Raw genomic sequence first — 13455 nt, 5'->3', positions numbered from 1 at the left:
TGCCGACTGTGACCATCCGAATGCTGCGCAAACTTGTGGCGATTGCAGATACCAAAACCTTCAGCGCGGCGGCAGATGTGGTGCATGTCACCCACGCCGCTGTCAGCCAACAGATGCAAGTGCTTGAGGCTGATCTTGGGGTCACCCTGTTTGATCGCAGCACCCGCACGCCCGAGCTGACCCCGATCGCGCATCAAGTGGTCGAAAAAGCCCGCAAGATCATCGCGGATTACGACAGTTTGGTGCCCTCACTTCATGAACAAGGCGAGCTAGCCAGTACCATACGGCTTGGTGTCCTGCGCACCACGCTGACAGGTCTGGCCCCGCAGGCCATGGCCCGACTGAAGGCGCAACAACCTAAACTGGGTCTGCATCTGAAACCCGGCCTCACCGGTACGCTATTGGCGGAACTCGCGCGCGGAAATTTGGATGCAGCTCTGGTTACCAGACCCACCGTGATGCCTCAGGGCGTCATCTTTCGAACGCTGGTCGAGGAACCGATGCAACTGATCACGGCCCGTGAAGAAGTCGGGCAAGATCCGATCACCCTGTTAAAAACGAGGCCCTTTATCCGGTTCAACCGAACCGCCGTTGTGGGTGCGCTGATTGACAACTGGATTCTGTCAAAACGCATCCGCGTTAATGAGGCGATGGAGCTTGATGGGTTAGACGCCATCGCCAGCATGGTCCACGCAAATCTGGGTGTTTCCATCGTGCCGCAACTTGCGGTCCAACCTCTGGACCCTCTGCCGGTCAACCAGCTCAGCCTTGGCGCAGACGCACCCCGCAGAATATTGGGTCTGATCTACCCGAAGGCTCAAACAAAGGTGACGGCGATGGATGCGCTTTTCAATGCTTTGGATGGTGTGATAGCTGCGTCCAAAAGCACCGGACACACGCCTGCGCATGACATTTGAAACGGTTTCCTATCTGATCCTCGGCGCAGCTGCGGGCGGGTTCATCAACGGGCTTGCGGGCACCGGGACTGCGCTGTTTGCCCTTGGGTTCTACCTTGTTGTCCTGCCGCCAGTGACTTCGGTCGCAATCGTTGCGCTCATGTCCGTTCTCGCCGGATTGCAAGGGCTTTGGATCGTCAGGGCCGACATTCTTGCCCAGCCGCGCAGATTGCTGCGCTTTCTTGTACCGGGCCTGATCGGCGTGCCGCTTGGGTTGGCCCTTCTGAACCAAATCGACGCTGGCACTTTACGGATCGGTGTGGCAGCGTTTCTGATCCTCTATGGCGGTTACTTTGGCTTTCGCGCGACCCTTCCGGCTTTCGAACGGCGCACACCCTGGCTGGATTCCGGGGTTGGTCTGACCGGCGGCATTCTGGGTGGGGCCGCCGCTGTTTCAGGTGCGATCCCTGCGATGTGGCTATCTTTGCGTCCCTGGACCAAGTCCGAAACCCGCGCGGTTTTACAGCCGTTCAATGTGGTGATCCTCAGCACCACGATTTTTCTGCTGTTTATGAAGGGCGCGTATGATGGCGCCGCCGTGAAAGCACTGCTGGTGACCGTTCCTTGCGGTCTGATCGCGGCGCAAATCGGCATCATGGTGTTTCGGAGGCTCAGCGATACCGGGTTTCGGCGGCTTTTGATCTTGTTGACGCTGCTGGTCGGGTTGGGCGTAATGGCAAGCGAGGTCTTATAGTCCACCCGCAAGACCAACAGGAAGGGCCGACCGGGATGCTCACATTCTACTATTCTAAAGGCTCATCTGCACTTGCAGCACATATCCTTTTGGTCGAGGCCGGGGCGGATTTCACAGCGGTCGAAATCTCAATCCCCGGCGGGGCGCATCGCAGCCGGGATTTCTTGCAGAAGACCCCCAAGGGTCGCATTCCGGTTCTGGAAACGCCCGAGGGGCTTCTGACCGAAAACCCCGCCATTCTGGAGTACATTGCAGCCACCCATTCTAAGGCGGGTCTGATGCCCGATGGCGACTTTGCGCAGGCACAGGCGCGATCTCTCTGCGCCTATCTCTGTTCGACCGTACATGTCGGATTTGCTCATCTCAAACGTGGCAGCCGGTGGGTGGATCAGGACGCCTCGCTACAGGATATGCGTCGCGTAGCCCCGCGCAATCTTGCGGCCTCAGCGACGCTATTGGAGCAGCAACTGGAGATGACCCCTTGGGCGATGGGCGCGCAGTTCAGCTTTTGCGACCCTTATCTGTTCCTGTTGCAGCACTGGATGGCAGCAGCCGATCTGTCACTGGACCAATATCCCAAACTGGCCGCACATAACAAAGCCATGCGCGCCCGACCGGCAACGCAATCTGTTCTGGAATTGTACGCGTCGCAGTAAGTCGGCCTTATATCACTTCATCACGGCGGTCGTCGCTTTCACCGTAGCGCTTCATGACGGCAGGTTTCGTGCCCTCATAGACCTGTTCAATAGTCTCGGCGATCTTGGCGTTTTCGCGTTCGAACAAACAATCTCCGTCCATATCCGAGGCCACGATGAACGGCCCCATCCGTTTGCACCGGATCACCCACATCGCCTGCGCCAGACCGAGTTCCTCGTTCCAATGCACCGCCTCGACGTTTTCCACACCACGCCCCAGCAACGCCCCGGTTCCGTAGCCGACGGTGGACAGGTAAACCGCCCCATTCGGCACGAAATACTCTTTGTAATCCTTCGAGGACATACCGCCCTTTCCAACGATCAATCGCGCCCCGGTCTTTGCAATCCATTCCGGCAACCATTTGGCAAAGCGAAACGACGCGGTCGCCGTTACTGCGCCCATATCAAAGGACCCATCCGCATTGATGCGCGCCGCAGGTGAGCAATGAAAATTGGCGGCACTTTCCGAGGGCAGTTCCATCGGGATATTAGCCTTATCCTCCAGCGCGCGCATATAGACACCTTCGCGGGCGGTATACATCAGCCCGGTCAGGTAGACGATATCCCCAAGCCGCAGATCGGCGATGTCGTCTGCACTTGGTGTGGTGGACAGCTCGATTTCACGCAAACTCATCTGGTCGCCCCATTTTGCATCTCGCGCCATACCCCGCAGGCTTCTTTGAGGGTTTTGCCGGAGTTGTCTTTCATCCAGGCCATAAAGTTTCGGTTCATCTTGAAATCATCACCCAAGCGGCTTTTGAAGTAGCGCCTGACGTTCTGAGTGTTGCGGTACTTCGCATCAATGACGGTGTCGTCGCTCAGCGAGGCGGAATGCCAGTCTAAATCGCCACTCATTCCGCCGCCTCCCGCACCGGATCCCAGTCCACCGTTTCACGGCGCTGATACGGCGTAAACCAATCTGGGTCGGTGCGGTGCTCAACCCGGCCATCCGCATGGATGCGCGCGACGGCCCGGCGCGATGAAAGGCAGAATGCATGGACCGACATGGGCATCCCGCCGGTGTGGCAATAGCCAACCTCGATATTGCAATCGATCACCATGTTCTTTCCTACAAATCCCATGGCGCCCATGCCGATGGAATTGCCCAGTTCCTTAAACTCGTCCTCCATCTCGGCAATACGCGGGTCAGAGTTACGGCTGCCCACGATCCGAAGGGTCGAGGCCCTCTTGCCCAGCGTCATGCAGATATCCTTAGACCCGCCCAGACCGATCCCGATGATCGCCGGCTGACAGGCCAGACCGCGTTTGCCAAAAGCCATCAGGCTGTCGAGGTAAAAGCGCTTGATCCCCTGAATGCCATCCGAGGGGAACAACATCCGGTAGTCGGTGCCAAATAGCCCGCCTTTATGCACGGTGATCAGATCAATCCACGCGCCCTCGGGCTCGAACCCATATTCAATCTCAGGCGCACCGATGCCGACATTGTTGTCATGATCCGTGCGCCACAACGGATGCACCCGGTTGGGGCGCAAAGGCACGCCGTTGGTGGCATTTGCAGTCGCACGCCTCAGCGCGGCTTCCAGCGCGACCATGCCGCCTTCAACCTGCGCCTCATTGCCCAGTTTGACGAACCACCGCGGCACGCCGGTGTCACCGCACATGGCCCGGCGATCTTCCTTGGCGGCCTCGTAGTTCTCCAGCATGGCTTTCAGCACAAAGGACGACAGGTCGCCATCCTCGGTCCTTGCCGCCGTCTTCAGCCCGTCGAGGTAATCCTGCGGGATCTCAATCGCCGCCTTGTCCATCAGCGTTTCTGCGGTGGATTGAATAAGAGAGATGGGGATCATGTTTTCTTCACCAGCCGATGCGTATTTTTCTTCAGCAATCCCCACCGTTCCAGTTTGTCTGGGTCTTCCCTAAGCGGGTCGTTTGGGTCACGGTCAGACGGGGATTGTTGGAACGCGATGGCACCTGACCGCACAAGCAATCGGCGCAACTCGTCATCCTCGAACCCTCGGATATGCGACTTGATGGTGTAAAAACTTCGCAACTCCCATCCCTGGCGGTCCAGTAGATGAATGATCGCCGCCTCGGTCGAGGTTTCAAGCTTTAGCTCTTCGCGTATTCTGACATGCTCGTGCCGCGATTGGTAATGCGCGGTGAGATAGGCAACGATGATCGAGGCAAGGATCGCGACGAACCACTGATTTTTCGAAAGCCACTCCCAAACCATGTTTAGCCAATCCATGTCTTCACCTTCTGCTACTGGGCCACCAAAGTCTCGGGCGCACCCTTTGGTAAGATCGTTTCTCCCGGCTTCACAATGGTGAATTGCACAGCCTCCTGCGAAACCTCCACGGCCCCATCGACCTGTTTTGCAACCGTATACGCGCTTTCCTCCATCGCGCCCGGCTCGGGGAAGTCTTCGCGGTAATGCGCGCCACGCGAGTTTTTGCGCGCCAGCCCGGCCCGGGTGATGACCTCGGATATATCACAAAGCGAGCGCAGGTTCAGCCAGTCATGCCAGGTCAGATTGAAGGCCAGATTGCGATCGTCCACACCAACATCCATCAGCGCATCAGACACCTGAGCAATCCCTTGCAATCCGCGCGACATACCCGCCTCGGTGCGCATCACGCCCACATCCTCCCACATCAGGTCCTGCAATCGTTTGCGCAGCGGCAGAACAAGGTCGGCTTTGCGTGACAGAGGGTGGGTGGCGCGGTCAAGCTCGGCGGTCAGGGCTGCCTCATCCGGGTCGCGCAGGGACATGGCCCTTACATCCGCGCCCATCACATCCCCCGCAATACCGCCATAAACCGTTGAATTTGCAACGCCATTGCCGCCCAATCGGTTCGACCCATGCGCGCCCCCGGCATCCTCACCCGCAACATACAAGCCTTCCATCGCCGTGCGCGTGTCCACATCGACAACCACGCCGCCCATGAAATAATGCGCAGTTGGCACAACCTCGACCTTGCCTGCCGCCAGATCGAAGCCGCTGTCAGCGCAGCGTTTCACCATCCCTTTGAACTTCTGGCGCACAGTCTCGGGGCCCAGATGGGACATCGAGATAAACACCCCCTCCTGCCCCGGATCGTTGGTCTTGCGCATCTCGGCATAGATGCCGCGGCTGACCACATCCCGCGTGGCCCGCTCACCCTTAGGGTCATAGTCGAACATGAAGCGCTGGCCCGCGTGGTTCAGCAACTGCCCGCCCGCGCCTCGCAGCCCCTCTTCCAGCACTGTACCGGTCATGCGCGTGTGATCCCCCGCCAGCAGGCCGGTCGGATGAAACTGCACCATCTCCATATCGCGCAGCGGCAACCCAACCCGAAGCGCCATGGCCAACCCGTCCATCGTCTTGTCCCCGGAGGGCGTGTGATAGCGGTACATGGTCGGCCCGCCGCCCGTGGCCATCAACACACATTTGGCGCGGACAAAACGGAAGTGACCGGTGCGCATGTCGATCATCAGAACACCGGACAAGGCGCTGCCGTCTTTACTGGGGATCAGACCAATCGCGCGATGCTCCTGTAGCTTTTCGACACCGCTGGCCAGAACTTTTTCCATCAGCCGATTGATGATCTCGATCCCGGTCAGATCGCCTTTGTGCACTGTGCGATCTGCGGTCTGACCGGCAAACGCCTTCTGGTGTAACGAGCCGTCAGGGTTTCGGTCGAAGAAACACCCGACCTCGTTTTCCAGCTCTCGAATACGCACCACCGCCTGTTCGCATAATCGCCAGGCCATGTCCTGATTGGGCAACCATTTGCCTCCGTGAATGGTGTCCATGAAATGGCGTTCAACTGTATCACCGCCGCCTAAAGCGACGTTGTAGCCACCCTGCACCATCCGCGTGCAGCCGCATTTGCCGATCAGGCCTTTGACGGCGATAGTAATCCTTGTGCCCTGGGGCGCAGTTTGCTGGGCATGCAGCGCCGCAAACAAGCCCGCTCCCCCGCTGCCAAGGATCAGGATATCGGTATCGTGACGGTCGATCCCTGAATGCCGCATCCCTATATCGCCCGCATGAAAAACAGGGCCGCCAGGAAAAACGAAACCGCCGCTGCCCCGGCTGCCAGTGTTTTCTGTGATGGGCGCCACGGCAGCCATTCCAGCGCCATCAGTCGCAAGCCGCCGAACATGTGCACCGCGAGCAGAAAGACGAGGCCGAATTCCACCAGTTTCACGCCGGTGGCCTCGGTCATTGCCAATGCCGCATCCAACCGCGTCGAGCCGGTCAGGGCCATCGCCAAAACCCAGAAATGAACCGGAAGAAACAGCGCCAGGGCAACGCCAGACAGCCGGTGCAGGATATAAGCCAACCACAGCGGATGAGCACGAGACCGGATATCGCGCGCAGTCCTCATTACGAAGCCCCCACCGCAAACGTAAACGCCCACACCGCACGTGCGCCTAACGCGAACAGGACCAAACCGACCGCCCACATGAATACATCCAAAGCGCGTCCCTTCAGACCGCCCCATTCAAAGACAATCACCCGCAGACCGATGGCTCCGTGAACGGAGACAGCCACGACAAACAGCCCGTAGAACAGAAACCAGATGAGCGACCCCTGAGTGCGCCCCAGGATTTCGGCGGCGCTCAGCCCCCCTTGAATGGCATAGACCATCACCGCCAAGTGCCCCACTACCAGCGGGGCCATCAACAGCGCTGTCACGCGTTGCAACATATAAAGGCGCAGATTCAGCATCAGCGCTTTCTCCGAAATATCGAACCAGCGGTTTCTCGCTTCAGCCCCGAAATTGCTGACATCGGATCTAACTCGTTCGGACAATAGGTCGTGCAGGACCCTATCGAATGGCAATTGTGACACCCACCGTGCCCGGAAACGGCCTCCAGTATTTCTGTGTGCCCGGCGTCCCGACTGTCATTCACCAAGGTCCAAGCCCGTTGCAACGCGGCGGGTCCTATGTAATCCGGATGCGCTGCCACAGTATCGCAGGCCGCATAGCACACCGCACAGTTGATACATTCGATCCCGGCATTGGCCTCAACCCGCTCGGCGCTGGTTTCGTCGACCAGAGCAACAGGGTCATCACGTGTCAGGGCACCATGATGCACACCCTCAGCCGCAACCCATTTGTCAAAAAACGGGTCCATGTCGACAACCAGGTCCTTGATCACTGGAAGATTGCGTAACGGGCCGATGGTGACGCTGTCGCCCTCGGTCACTTTCGAGATATGGGTCCGACACGTCCAGCGCGGCACGCCATTGACCATCATCGCGCATGACCCGCACATACCAACGCGACAAGCGAACCGATAGCTGAGTGTCGGATCGGCATTTTGCTGAATCCACGAAACCACATCCAGAACGGTTTGACTATCGTAAGCAGGCACGTCGAACGCCTCGACGCGCTCTGCGCCCCGTTCGATGCGAACCGTAAGCTGTGCCTTTGAATTCATACCCAAGCGCTTTCAGGTGATGTATTGCTGAAAGAAACCATAACCGACAGCTCACCTTAATGAATGCCAAAAATCCTTAAGGTTTTTGTTAGAAATTATTTCGAAAGAGGTGCCGTCTTGGCCGATCACATACCGTCCGATCTGAAAACCGCGTTGCGCGCCCGTTTTTCCGATGCCCCGGAGACGGTACCAAAGGGTACAGAGCTGTTGCAGTCCATGGCCACCCGAAGCTCTTGTCGCAGTTTCCGCGATCAGGAGGTTGCGACCAGCCTTTTGGATACTCTCTGTGCCGTCGCCTTGTCCGCTCCCACGAAAAGCGACCTGCAACAGCGCGATATCATCCTGCTGCATTCAGGCACACAGCGGCGGAAGCTGGCCGATTTAATACCCGGTCAGGATTGGGTGGCCAAAGCTCCTATGATCCTGATCTTCTGCGGCAACAATCGGCGTCAACGCCTGTTGCATGATTGGACGGGTTTGCCCTTTGCGAACGATCATCTAGACGCCTTCTTCAACGCTATAACGGATGCCGCTATTGCACTTGGGGCATTCGTGACAGCAGCAGAGGCAAGCGGCCTTGGGTGTTGTCCGATCAGCGCGGTGCGGAATGAGGCGAGTGCAGTAAGTGATCTGCTTGGTTTACCACAACACGTGTTTCCACTGGCAGGTCTGGCGCTTGGCTATCCGGCGGCCCCTGCCCCAATCTCTCAGCGCCTGCCATTGCAGGTGACCTGTCACACCGACAGCTATCAGGAAACTGCGTTACGTGATACGATTGAAACCTATGCGCAGGACCGTGCCGCCGCCCAGCCTTATGTTCGCCAAAGGGGCATCGGCCAGTTCGGCACCGACGCAGGTTACACTTGGATTGACGACAAGACGCGGCAATACAGCCACGCGGAACGCAAAACCTTCGGCGATTATATCCGCGCGCAGGGATTCATCCTGACATAGGCAAATACGATGGTTGGCAACGACGAGTCATGCAGCGCAGGCCACGCTCAGCGAAGCATGGCCTCGGCGGGACACACGAAGACAGATCGCCCTAGTGTAACCAACAGGCTTGTGACCTACAGCCCCCCTACCCTATCACTTCACCATCGAAGCCCGATACCTGACCCGTGTGGGGATTGCACATTTTTTGGGACCCGGCGCGCACCACTTGCGTCATTGTTCAGAATAAGGAATTTGAAACATGCCGATCGTGACACAGCCCTGCACCGCCTTTGCGGGCCAAAAGCCCGGAACCTCGGGACTGCGCAAAAAGACACGGGTGTTTATGGAACCGGGCTATCTGGAGTGTTTTGTCCAGTCGATCTTCAACGCCATTGACGGTGGCGCGGGCAAAACGCTGATCATCGGCGGCGACGGTCGGTTCTTCAATGCCGAGGCGATCCAGATCATCCTGCGTATGGCAGCGGCCAACGGCACTGCCCGTGTTATCGTCGGCCAGAATGGTCTACTGTCCACACCAGCCGCGTCGAACCTGATCCGCAAACGAAAGGCTGATGGCGGCTTCATCCTGTCGGCCAGTCATAATCCCGGTGGCATCGATGCGGATTTCGGTCTGAAGTTCAACGGCAGCAATGGCGGCCCGGCCTCGGAAAGTCTGACCGAAAAATTCTATGCGCAGTCGCAGACCATCACCCAGTATCACACGCTGACAGCTGATGATGCCGACCTTAGCCAGATTGGCACATCTGTGCTTGAGGAGATGCAGGTCGAAATCGTCGACCCAGTTGCCGATTATGCAGAGCTGATGCGCGAGCTGTTTGATTTTGACGCGATTAGATCGCTTCTGTCCGAGGGCTTCTCCTTACGCTTTGACGCGATGCATGCGGTGACGGGACCTTATGCGACTGCGATTCTTGAACAGGAATTGGGCGCGCCAACAGGCTCGGTGCTGAACGCGGTGCCCTCGGTTGATTTCGGCAAAGGACATCCGGACCCCAATCCGATCTGGGCCAAGCCTCTGGTCGATCTGATCATGTCCCCTGATGGCCCGGATTTTGCCGCAGCCTCCGACGGCGATGGCGACCGCAACATGATCCTGGGCAAAGGCATCTACGTTACCCCATCGGACAGTCTGGCGGTTCTGGCCGCCAATGCGCACCTCGCTCCGGCCTATGCCAAGGGGTTGTCCGGAGTGGCCCGATCCATGCCCACCAGCACCGCTGTGGACCGCGTGGCCAGCCATCTTGGACTTGATTGTTATGAAACCCCAACGGGCTGGAAGTTCTTTGGTAATCTGCTCGACGCAGGTCGGATCACCTTGTGCGGAGAAGAGAGTGCAGGGACCGGATCAGATCACGTGCGCGAAAAAGACGGATTATGGGCAGTACTCCTGTGGCTGAATATTCTAGCAAAACGCCGGGTTTCCGTCCGGCAGATCATGGAAGACCACTGGCAGACCTATGGGCGCAACTATTACTCGCGCCATGACTACGAGGCCGTGGACAGTGCCAAGGCCGATCAGATGATGTCAGAGCTTATCGCACGGCTACCAACCCTCCCCGGCAGCGGTATAGGAGAGCTTGTGGTCGCAACCGCAGATCAGTTTTCCTATCACGATCCGGTCGATGGATCGGTCAGCCACAATCAGGGCATTCGCATCGTTTTTGAAAACGGCAGCCGCGGTGTGATCCGCCTCTCTGGCACGGGAACCGACAATGCCACCATCCGGATTTATCTGGAAAGCTTCACGCCAAAGGACGGCGACTTGGGTGCTGATCCGCAAAGCGCCCTGAGTGGGGTTGCCAACGCCATCGCCGCGATCACCAAGTTGCAAGAGATTTGCGGGCGGTCTTCTCCGGATGTCATAACCTGATCATCCAACCCTCGCTGCCAAAGACCGCAAGATCAACTAGATCTGCTCAGATTTTAGCACACCCCTCTTGCAGCTCGGATTGCAAGGGGCATGCAGAACCTTTTGAGTATTTTTGATAATCGCCAACCCTAGTGTGGACTATCGTTAACTTACTTTGAACGGCTGCAGATCAAACACACGAATAAACAGAACCGGCACCCGCTCAGAGACGACTCCATTGGTCCTACAGGAGGAACCTCATGACGACGTCACCAATCGGGACACCGGAACAACTTCGAGACCCGAATTACTTTCCTGCCATCTATCGCGCGGTACCCTTGGGTATTCAGCACGTGCTGGCCATGTTCGTATCAAACGTGACCCCGGCCATCATCGTTGCGGGCGCAGCCGGGTTTGGCTTTGGTTCGAACAGCCCTGATTTTCCCGAACTGCTGTATCTGATTCAGATGTCGATGTTGTTTGCGGGTGTGGCCACGCTATTGCAAACCGTCACTCTCGGGCCTGTCGGGGCCGCGTTGCCCATCGTTCAGGGCACGTCGTTTGCATTTATTCCCATCATGATCCCGTTGGTCGCCGGGAAAGGCGTGGATGGGCTGGCCGCTTTGTTTGGCGGCGTACTCATTGGCGGCCTGTTCCATGCGCTTCTGGGCACGGTAATCGGCCGGATACGCTTTGCTTTGCCGCCGCTTGTGACCGGCCTCGTCGTTACCATGATCGGTCTGGCACTGGTGAAAGTAGGTATCGAATACGCAGCTGGTGGTGTTCCGGCCAAGGCTTCGGGCGCGGAAAGCTATGGCTCTTTGTCCAGCTGGGCCCCTGCTTTAATCGTGGTCGTTGTCACACTAGGGCTGAAGTTCTTTGCTCGCGGGATGCTGTCGATCTCGGCGGTTTTAATCGGTATTCTAGTGGGTTACGTCTATTGCATCCTGGTTGGAAAACTGCCACTCGATGCGATTTCTGGCTCGTGGGAACGTTCTGCCGCCTTCGCCTTACCGCAACCTTTCAAATACGGGTTCGAGTTCTCTTTGGCCGCTGTAATCGGCTTCTGCCTCATGGCCTTTGTATCGGCGATCGAGACCGTTGGCGACGTCTCAGGCATCACCAAGGGTGGCGCCGGGCGCGAAGCCACCGACAAAGAGATACAAGGCGCAACCTATGCTGACGGTTTCGGCACAGCGCTTGCCGGTATCTTTGGAGGCTTTCCGAATACTTCGTTCAGCCAAAACGTGGGCCTGATCGCGATGACCGGCGTAATGAGCCGCTATGTCGTCACCATTGGCGCTATTTTCCTGATCATTTGCGGGCTTGTCCCCAAGGTCGGCGGCCTGATCCGTACCGTCCCGATTGAGGTTTTGGGCGGTGGTGTGATCGTGATGTTCGGCATGGTTGTCGCGGCAGGTGTCTCAATGCTGTCAGACGTGGTCTGGAACCGTCGGAATATGGTTATCTTTGCGGTGTCCCTGTCCATAGGTCTGGGTCTTCAGCTTGAAGTCATGAACGTCGCACCGGGCTCAGCCAATGCGCTGCAGCATTTACCGGATACGCTGCGCATCCTGGGGGCCTCGGGGATCTTGCCGGCCGCGCTGATTGCAATTGTTTTGAACCTTATCCTGCCCGAAACACTGGCCGATGAGGCAACCGAAGAAGTCTCAGGCGGTCTGGCAGGACATGGCCGGGGCGAGCTGGTGAAAGACGATCACGTCTAAGCAAATCGATGCGGCGGGAAACTACCGCATCTCTGCCTTCGATCAAGACTACAAAATAGAGCTTGATCGAGGGCCCATTCCCCGAGCATCTCCGGCCTATTCCGAGGTTTCAAAGCGTAGCCTGCGTATGTCCGGATCAACCCGGCTATAAGCTGCCAGCAATCGTGCGCTCCATTTCTGGGCAATGTAGTCCGCCATGAAACGCGAGGGGGCAATCAGCGTCGCCACGCCCCCTGCCCTTTCGGCCTCGCTTAGATGTTGGAACCAACTTGCCCAAAGCTCGGGGTCTCGGCCATGCAAAATGGCCTGCACTTGCGTCCAGACATCATCTTCGGTCCCGTCAGGTAACGCCGCTTTGACCTTGAATGGCACAATATTAGTGGCCGCTTCGGGTTCATCGGTCATACGCGCCTGGAAATCCGTGCCAATCACAGGCCAGACCTCTGAGGTATCCAGCATCAGTTGCTTTAGATCCAGCTCGTATACCGCCACGCGCCCTCGGGCAGCGGGTCGTTTGACCACAACCCAGCCCATCGCGCGAAACTTAGCCATTTCTCGTTTCACCGTGCGTTCATTCACCGACCACAGCCGCGAGATTTCTTCTCGCCCAATCGAAAGCTCATTGCTGCGCCAGTTATACCGCGTGGTGATCAGGGCTACGATACGTAGAATACTGCGCTGACGATGCTTGTCGCCCGATAGCGCATGCACCGTCAGCGCCGATAGAATATCGTACTTGAGGGCCGGTGCATTTCGCCCGACCGGTTTTGCAAGCTGCATCCTCGTTCTCACCGCTCTGGTCTGCCTCATGCGGTTCTTACCGCCGTGTCACGCTGTTTGCCAACGCTTTTCATCATCTTGCAGTGATTAGCGTCCAAAGCTTCGATTCTGTCAAGCAGAGTCTCATTTCAGGCCAGTTTGGGCTTGGGTTCAGATCAATTCAATAAAAGAAATTTGGTGAAGTATTGGTGATGGGGGACATGCAAGATGACCCCCTATTTGGCCATTCTGTCCCCCTAAATGGGGTTGGTCTCCTATTGGTGGCCCCCTAAATGTGGGTGGAGCAGCGATGCGCTACCGCGGATTTCAGTACCCTTGTCTCCGAATCGCTCAGCGTTGCGCTGGCCCTTGTTTTCTTACCCACGGGTAAGTTTCATCTTCATGATATTTTCTTTTGCGTAAA

15 protein-coding genes are annotated in these 13455 nt (G+C 57.5%); 6 read left to right on the top strand and 9 right to left on the bottom strand.

The genetic code is table 11. The annotated features are described in order from the left end of the window. Positions 1–20: 20 nt before the first annotated feature. The 3 genes from ACR0JE_RS12870 to ACR0JE_RS12860 are packed head-to-tail and all read left to right on the top strand — an operon-like array spanning position 21 to position 2306. Positions 21–917, top strand: coding sequence for a LysR family transcriptional regulator (locus tag ACR0JE_RS12870; RefSeq protein ID WP_480864433.1), 897 nt, complete (start codon positions 21–23; stop codon positions 915–917). Continuing rightward, positions 907–1650 carry a sulfite exporter TauE/SafE family protein gene (locus tag ACR0JE_RS12865; protein ID WP_480864432.1) on the top strand — a complete coding sequence of 248 codons (744 nt, stop codon included), beginning with the start codon at positions 907–909 and terminating at the stop codon, positions 1648–1650. Before ACR0JE_RS12870 ends, ACR0JE_RS12865 begins: the two co-directional genes overlap by 11 nt. A gap of 35 nt (positions 1651–1685) precedes the next feature. Continuing rightward, positions 1686–2306: a glutathione S-transferase family protein gene (locus ACR0JE_RS12860; protein ID WP_480864431.1), complete on the top strand. Its 621-nt coding sequence runs from the start codon at positions 1686–1688 to the stop codon at positions 2304–2306. 7 nt (positions 2307–2313) lie between these two features. On the opposite strand, the gene ACR0JE_RS12855 is transcribed toward ACR0JE_RS12860, so the two are convergent. The 8 genes from ACR0JE_RS12855 to ACR0JE_RS12820 are packed head-to-tail and all read right to left on the bottom strand — an operon-like array spanning position 2314 to position 7739. Next, positions 2314–3009, bottom strand: coding sequence for a fumarate hydratase C-terminal domain-containing protein (locus ACR0JE_RS12855; RefSeq protein WP_480864430.1), 696 nt, complete (start codon positions 3007–3009; stop codon positions 2314–2316). Then, positions 2976–3200 (bottom strand): DUF6434 domain-containing protein, encoded by a 225-nt coding sequence (locus ACR0JE_RS12850; protein ID WP_480864429.1) that lies wholly within the window; start codon positions 3198–3200, stop codon positions 2976–2978. Before ACR0JE_RS12850 ends, ACR0JE_RS12855 begins: the two co-directional genes overlap by 34 nt. Beyond that, on the bottom strand, positions 3197–4153 hold the full coding sequence (locus tag ACR0JE_RS12845; protein WP_480864428.1) for a fumarate hydratase: 957 nt from the start codon (positions 4151–4153) through the stop codon (positions 3197–3199). The genes ACR0JE_RS12850 and ACR0JE_RS12845 overlap by 4 nt, the downstream gene beginning before the upstream one ends. Next, on the bottom strand, positions 4150–4554 hold the full coding sequence (locus tag ACR0JE_RS12840; RefSeq protein ID WP_480864427.1) for a hypothetical protein: 405 nt from the start codon (positions 4552–4554) through the stop codon (positions 4150–4152). Before ACR0JE_RS12840 ends, ACR0JE_RS12845 begins: the two co-directional genes overlap by 4 nt. A 14-nt stretch (positions 4555–4568) precedes the next feature. Then, entirely contained in the window at positions 4569–6323 is a 1755-nt protein-coding gene (locus tag ACR0JE_RS12835) for an L-aspartate oxidase (protein ID WP_480864426.1), read from the bottom strand. A gap of 2 nt (positions 6324–6325) precedes the next feature. Continuing rightward, on the bottom strand, positions 6326–6679 hold the full coding sequence (sdhC, locus tag ACR0JE_RS12830) for a succinate dehydrogenase, cytochrome b556 subunit (RefSeq protein WP_480864425.1): 354 nt from the start codon (positions 6677–6679) through the stop codon (positions 6326–6328). Then, positions 6679–7023 (bottom strand): succinate dehydrogenase, encoded by a 345-nt coding sequence (locus tag ACR0JE_RS12825; protein WP_480864424.1) that lies wholly within the window; start codon positions 7021–7023, stop codon positions 6679–6681. The genes sdhC and ACR0JE_RS12825 overlap by 1 nt, the downstream gene beginning before the upstream one ends. Next, on the bottom strand, positions 7023–7739 hold the full coding sequence (locus ACR0JE_RS12820) for a succinate dehydrogenase/fumarate reductase iron-sulfur subunit (RefSeq protein WP_480864423.1): 717 nt from the start codon (positions 7737–7739) through the stop codon (positions 7023–7025). Before ACR0JE_RS12820 ends, ACR0JE_RS12825 begins: the two co-directional genes overlap by 1 nt. Before the next feature lie 117 nt (positions 7740–7856). Here ACR0JE_RS12820 and ACR0JE_RS12815 point away from each other — a divergent pair, with 117 nt between their 5' ends. From ACR0JE_RS12815 to ACR0JE_RS12805, 3 genes are all read left to right on the top strand, one after another. Further along, positions 7857–8693 (top strand): nitroreductase family protein, encoded by an 837-nt coding sequence (locus ACR0JE_RS12815; protein ID WP_480864422.1) that lies wholly within the window; start codon positions 7857–7859, stop codon positions 8691–8693. A 241-nt stretch (positions 8694–8934) separates the two neighbouring features. Beyond that, positions 8935–10566, top strand: a complete 1632-nt coding sequence (locus ACR0JE_RS12810) for an alpha-D-glucose phosphate-specific phosphoglucomutase (protein WP_480864421.1) — start codon at positions 8935–8937, stop codon at positions 10564–10566. A gap of 239 nt (positions 10567–10805) precedes the next feature. Continuing rightward, positions 10806–12272 (top strand): uracil-xanthine permease family protein, encoded by a 1467-nt coding sequence (locus ACR0JE_RS12805; protein ID WP_480864420.1) that lies wholly within the window; start codon positions 10806–10808, stop codon positions 12270–12272. Between the two features lie 96 nt (positions 12273–12368). On the opposite strand, the gene ACR0JE_RS12800 is transcribed toward ACR0JE_RS12805, so the two are convergent. After that, positions 12369–13052 carry a DnaA N-terminal domain-containing protein gene (locus tag ACR0JE_RS12800; RefSeq protein ID WP_480864419.1) on the bottom strand — a complete coding sequence of 228 codons (684 nt, stop codon included), beginning with the start codon at positions 13050–13052 and terminating at the stop codon, positions 12369–12371. Between the last annotated feature and the right edge of the window lie 403 nt (positions 13053–13455).

This window comes from Ruegeria sp. H3, assembly GCF_056533095.1.
Note: the sequence above shows the minus strand (reverse complement) of the source record. Positions and strands in the feature narration are given on the sequence as shown.

Excerpts from the sequence above, each read along its gene's own strand:
- ACR0JE_RS12810 (WP_480864421.1), top strand. The coding sequence starts at position 8,935 with ATGCCGATCGTGACACAGCCCTGCACCGCCTTTGCGGGCCAAAAGCCC.
- ACR0JE_RS12825 (WP_480864424.1), bottom strand. The coding sequence starts at position 7,023 with ATGCTGAATCTGCGCCTTTATATGTTGCAACGCGTGACAGCGCTGTTG.
- ACR0JE_RS12850 (WP_480864429.1), bottom strand. The coding sequence starts at position 3,200 with ATGAGTGGCGATTTAGACTGGCATTCCGCCTCGCTGAGCGACGACACC.
- ACR0JE_RS12865 (WP_480864432.1), top strand. The coding sequence starts at position 907 with ATGACATTTGAAACGGTTTCCTATCTGATCCTCGGCGCAGCTGCGGGC.
- sdhC (WP_480864425.1), bottom strand. The coding sequence starts at position 6,679 with ATGAGGACTGCGCGCGATATCCGGTCTCGTGCTCATCCGCTGTGGTTG.
- ACR0JE_RS12860 (WP_480864431.1), top strand. The coding sequence starts at position 1,686 with ATGCTCACATTCTACTATTCTAAAGGCTCATCTGCACTTGCAGCACAT.
- ACR0JE_RS12805 (WP_480864420.1), top strand. The coding sequence starts at position 10,806 with ATGACGACGTCACCAATCGGGACACCGGAACAACTTCGAGACCCGAAT.
- ACR0JE_RS12845 (WP_480864428.1), bottom strand. The coding sequence starts at position 4,153 with ATGATCCCCATCTCTCTTATTCAATCCACCGCAGAAACGCTGATGGAC.
- ACR0JE_RS12835 (WP_480864426.1), bottom strand. The coding sequence starts at position 6,323 with ATGCGGCATTCAGGGATCGACCGTCACGATACCGATATCCTGATCCTT.
- ACR0JE_RS12870 (WP_480864433.1), top strand. The coding sequence starts at position 21 with ATGCTGCGCAAACTTGTGGCGATTGCAGATACCAAAACCTTCAGCGCG.
- ACR0JE_RS12820 (WP_480864423.1), bottom strand. The coding sequence starts at position 7,739 with ATGAATTCAAAGGCACAGCTTACGGTTCGCATCGAACGGGGCGCAGAG.
- ACR0JE_RS12800 (WP_480864419.1), bottom strand. The coding sequence starts at position 13,052 with ATGCAGCTTGCAAAACCGGTCGGGCGAAATGCACCGGCCCTCAAGTAC.
- ACR0JE_RS12840 (WP_480864427.1), bottom strand. The coding sequence starts at position 4,554 with ATGGATTGGCTAAACATGGTTTGGGAGTGGCTTTCGAAAAATCAGTGG.
- ACR0JE_RS12855 (WP_480864430.1), bottom strand. The coding sequence starts at position 3,009 with ATGGCGCGAGATGCAAAATGGGGCGACCAGATGAGTTTGCGTGAAATC.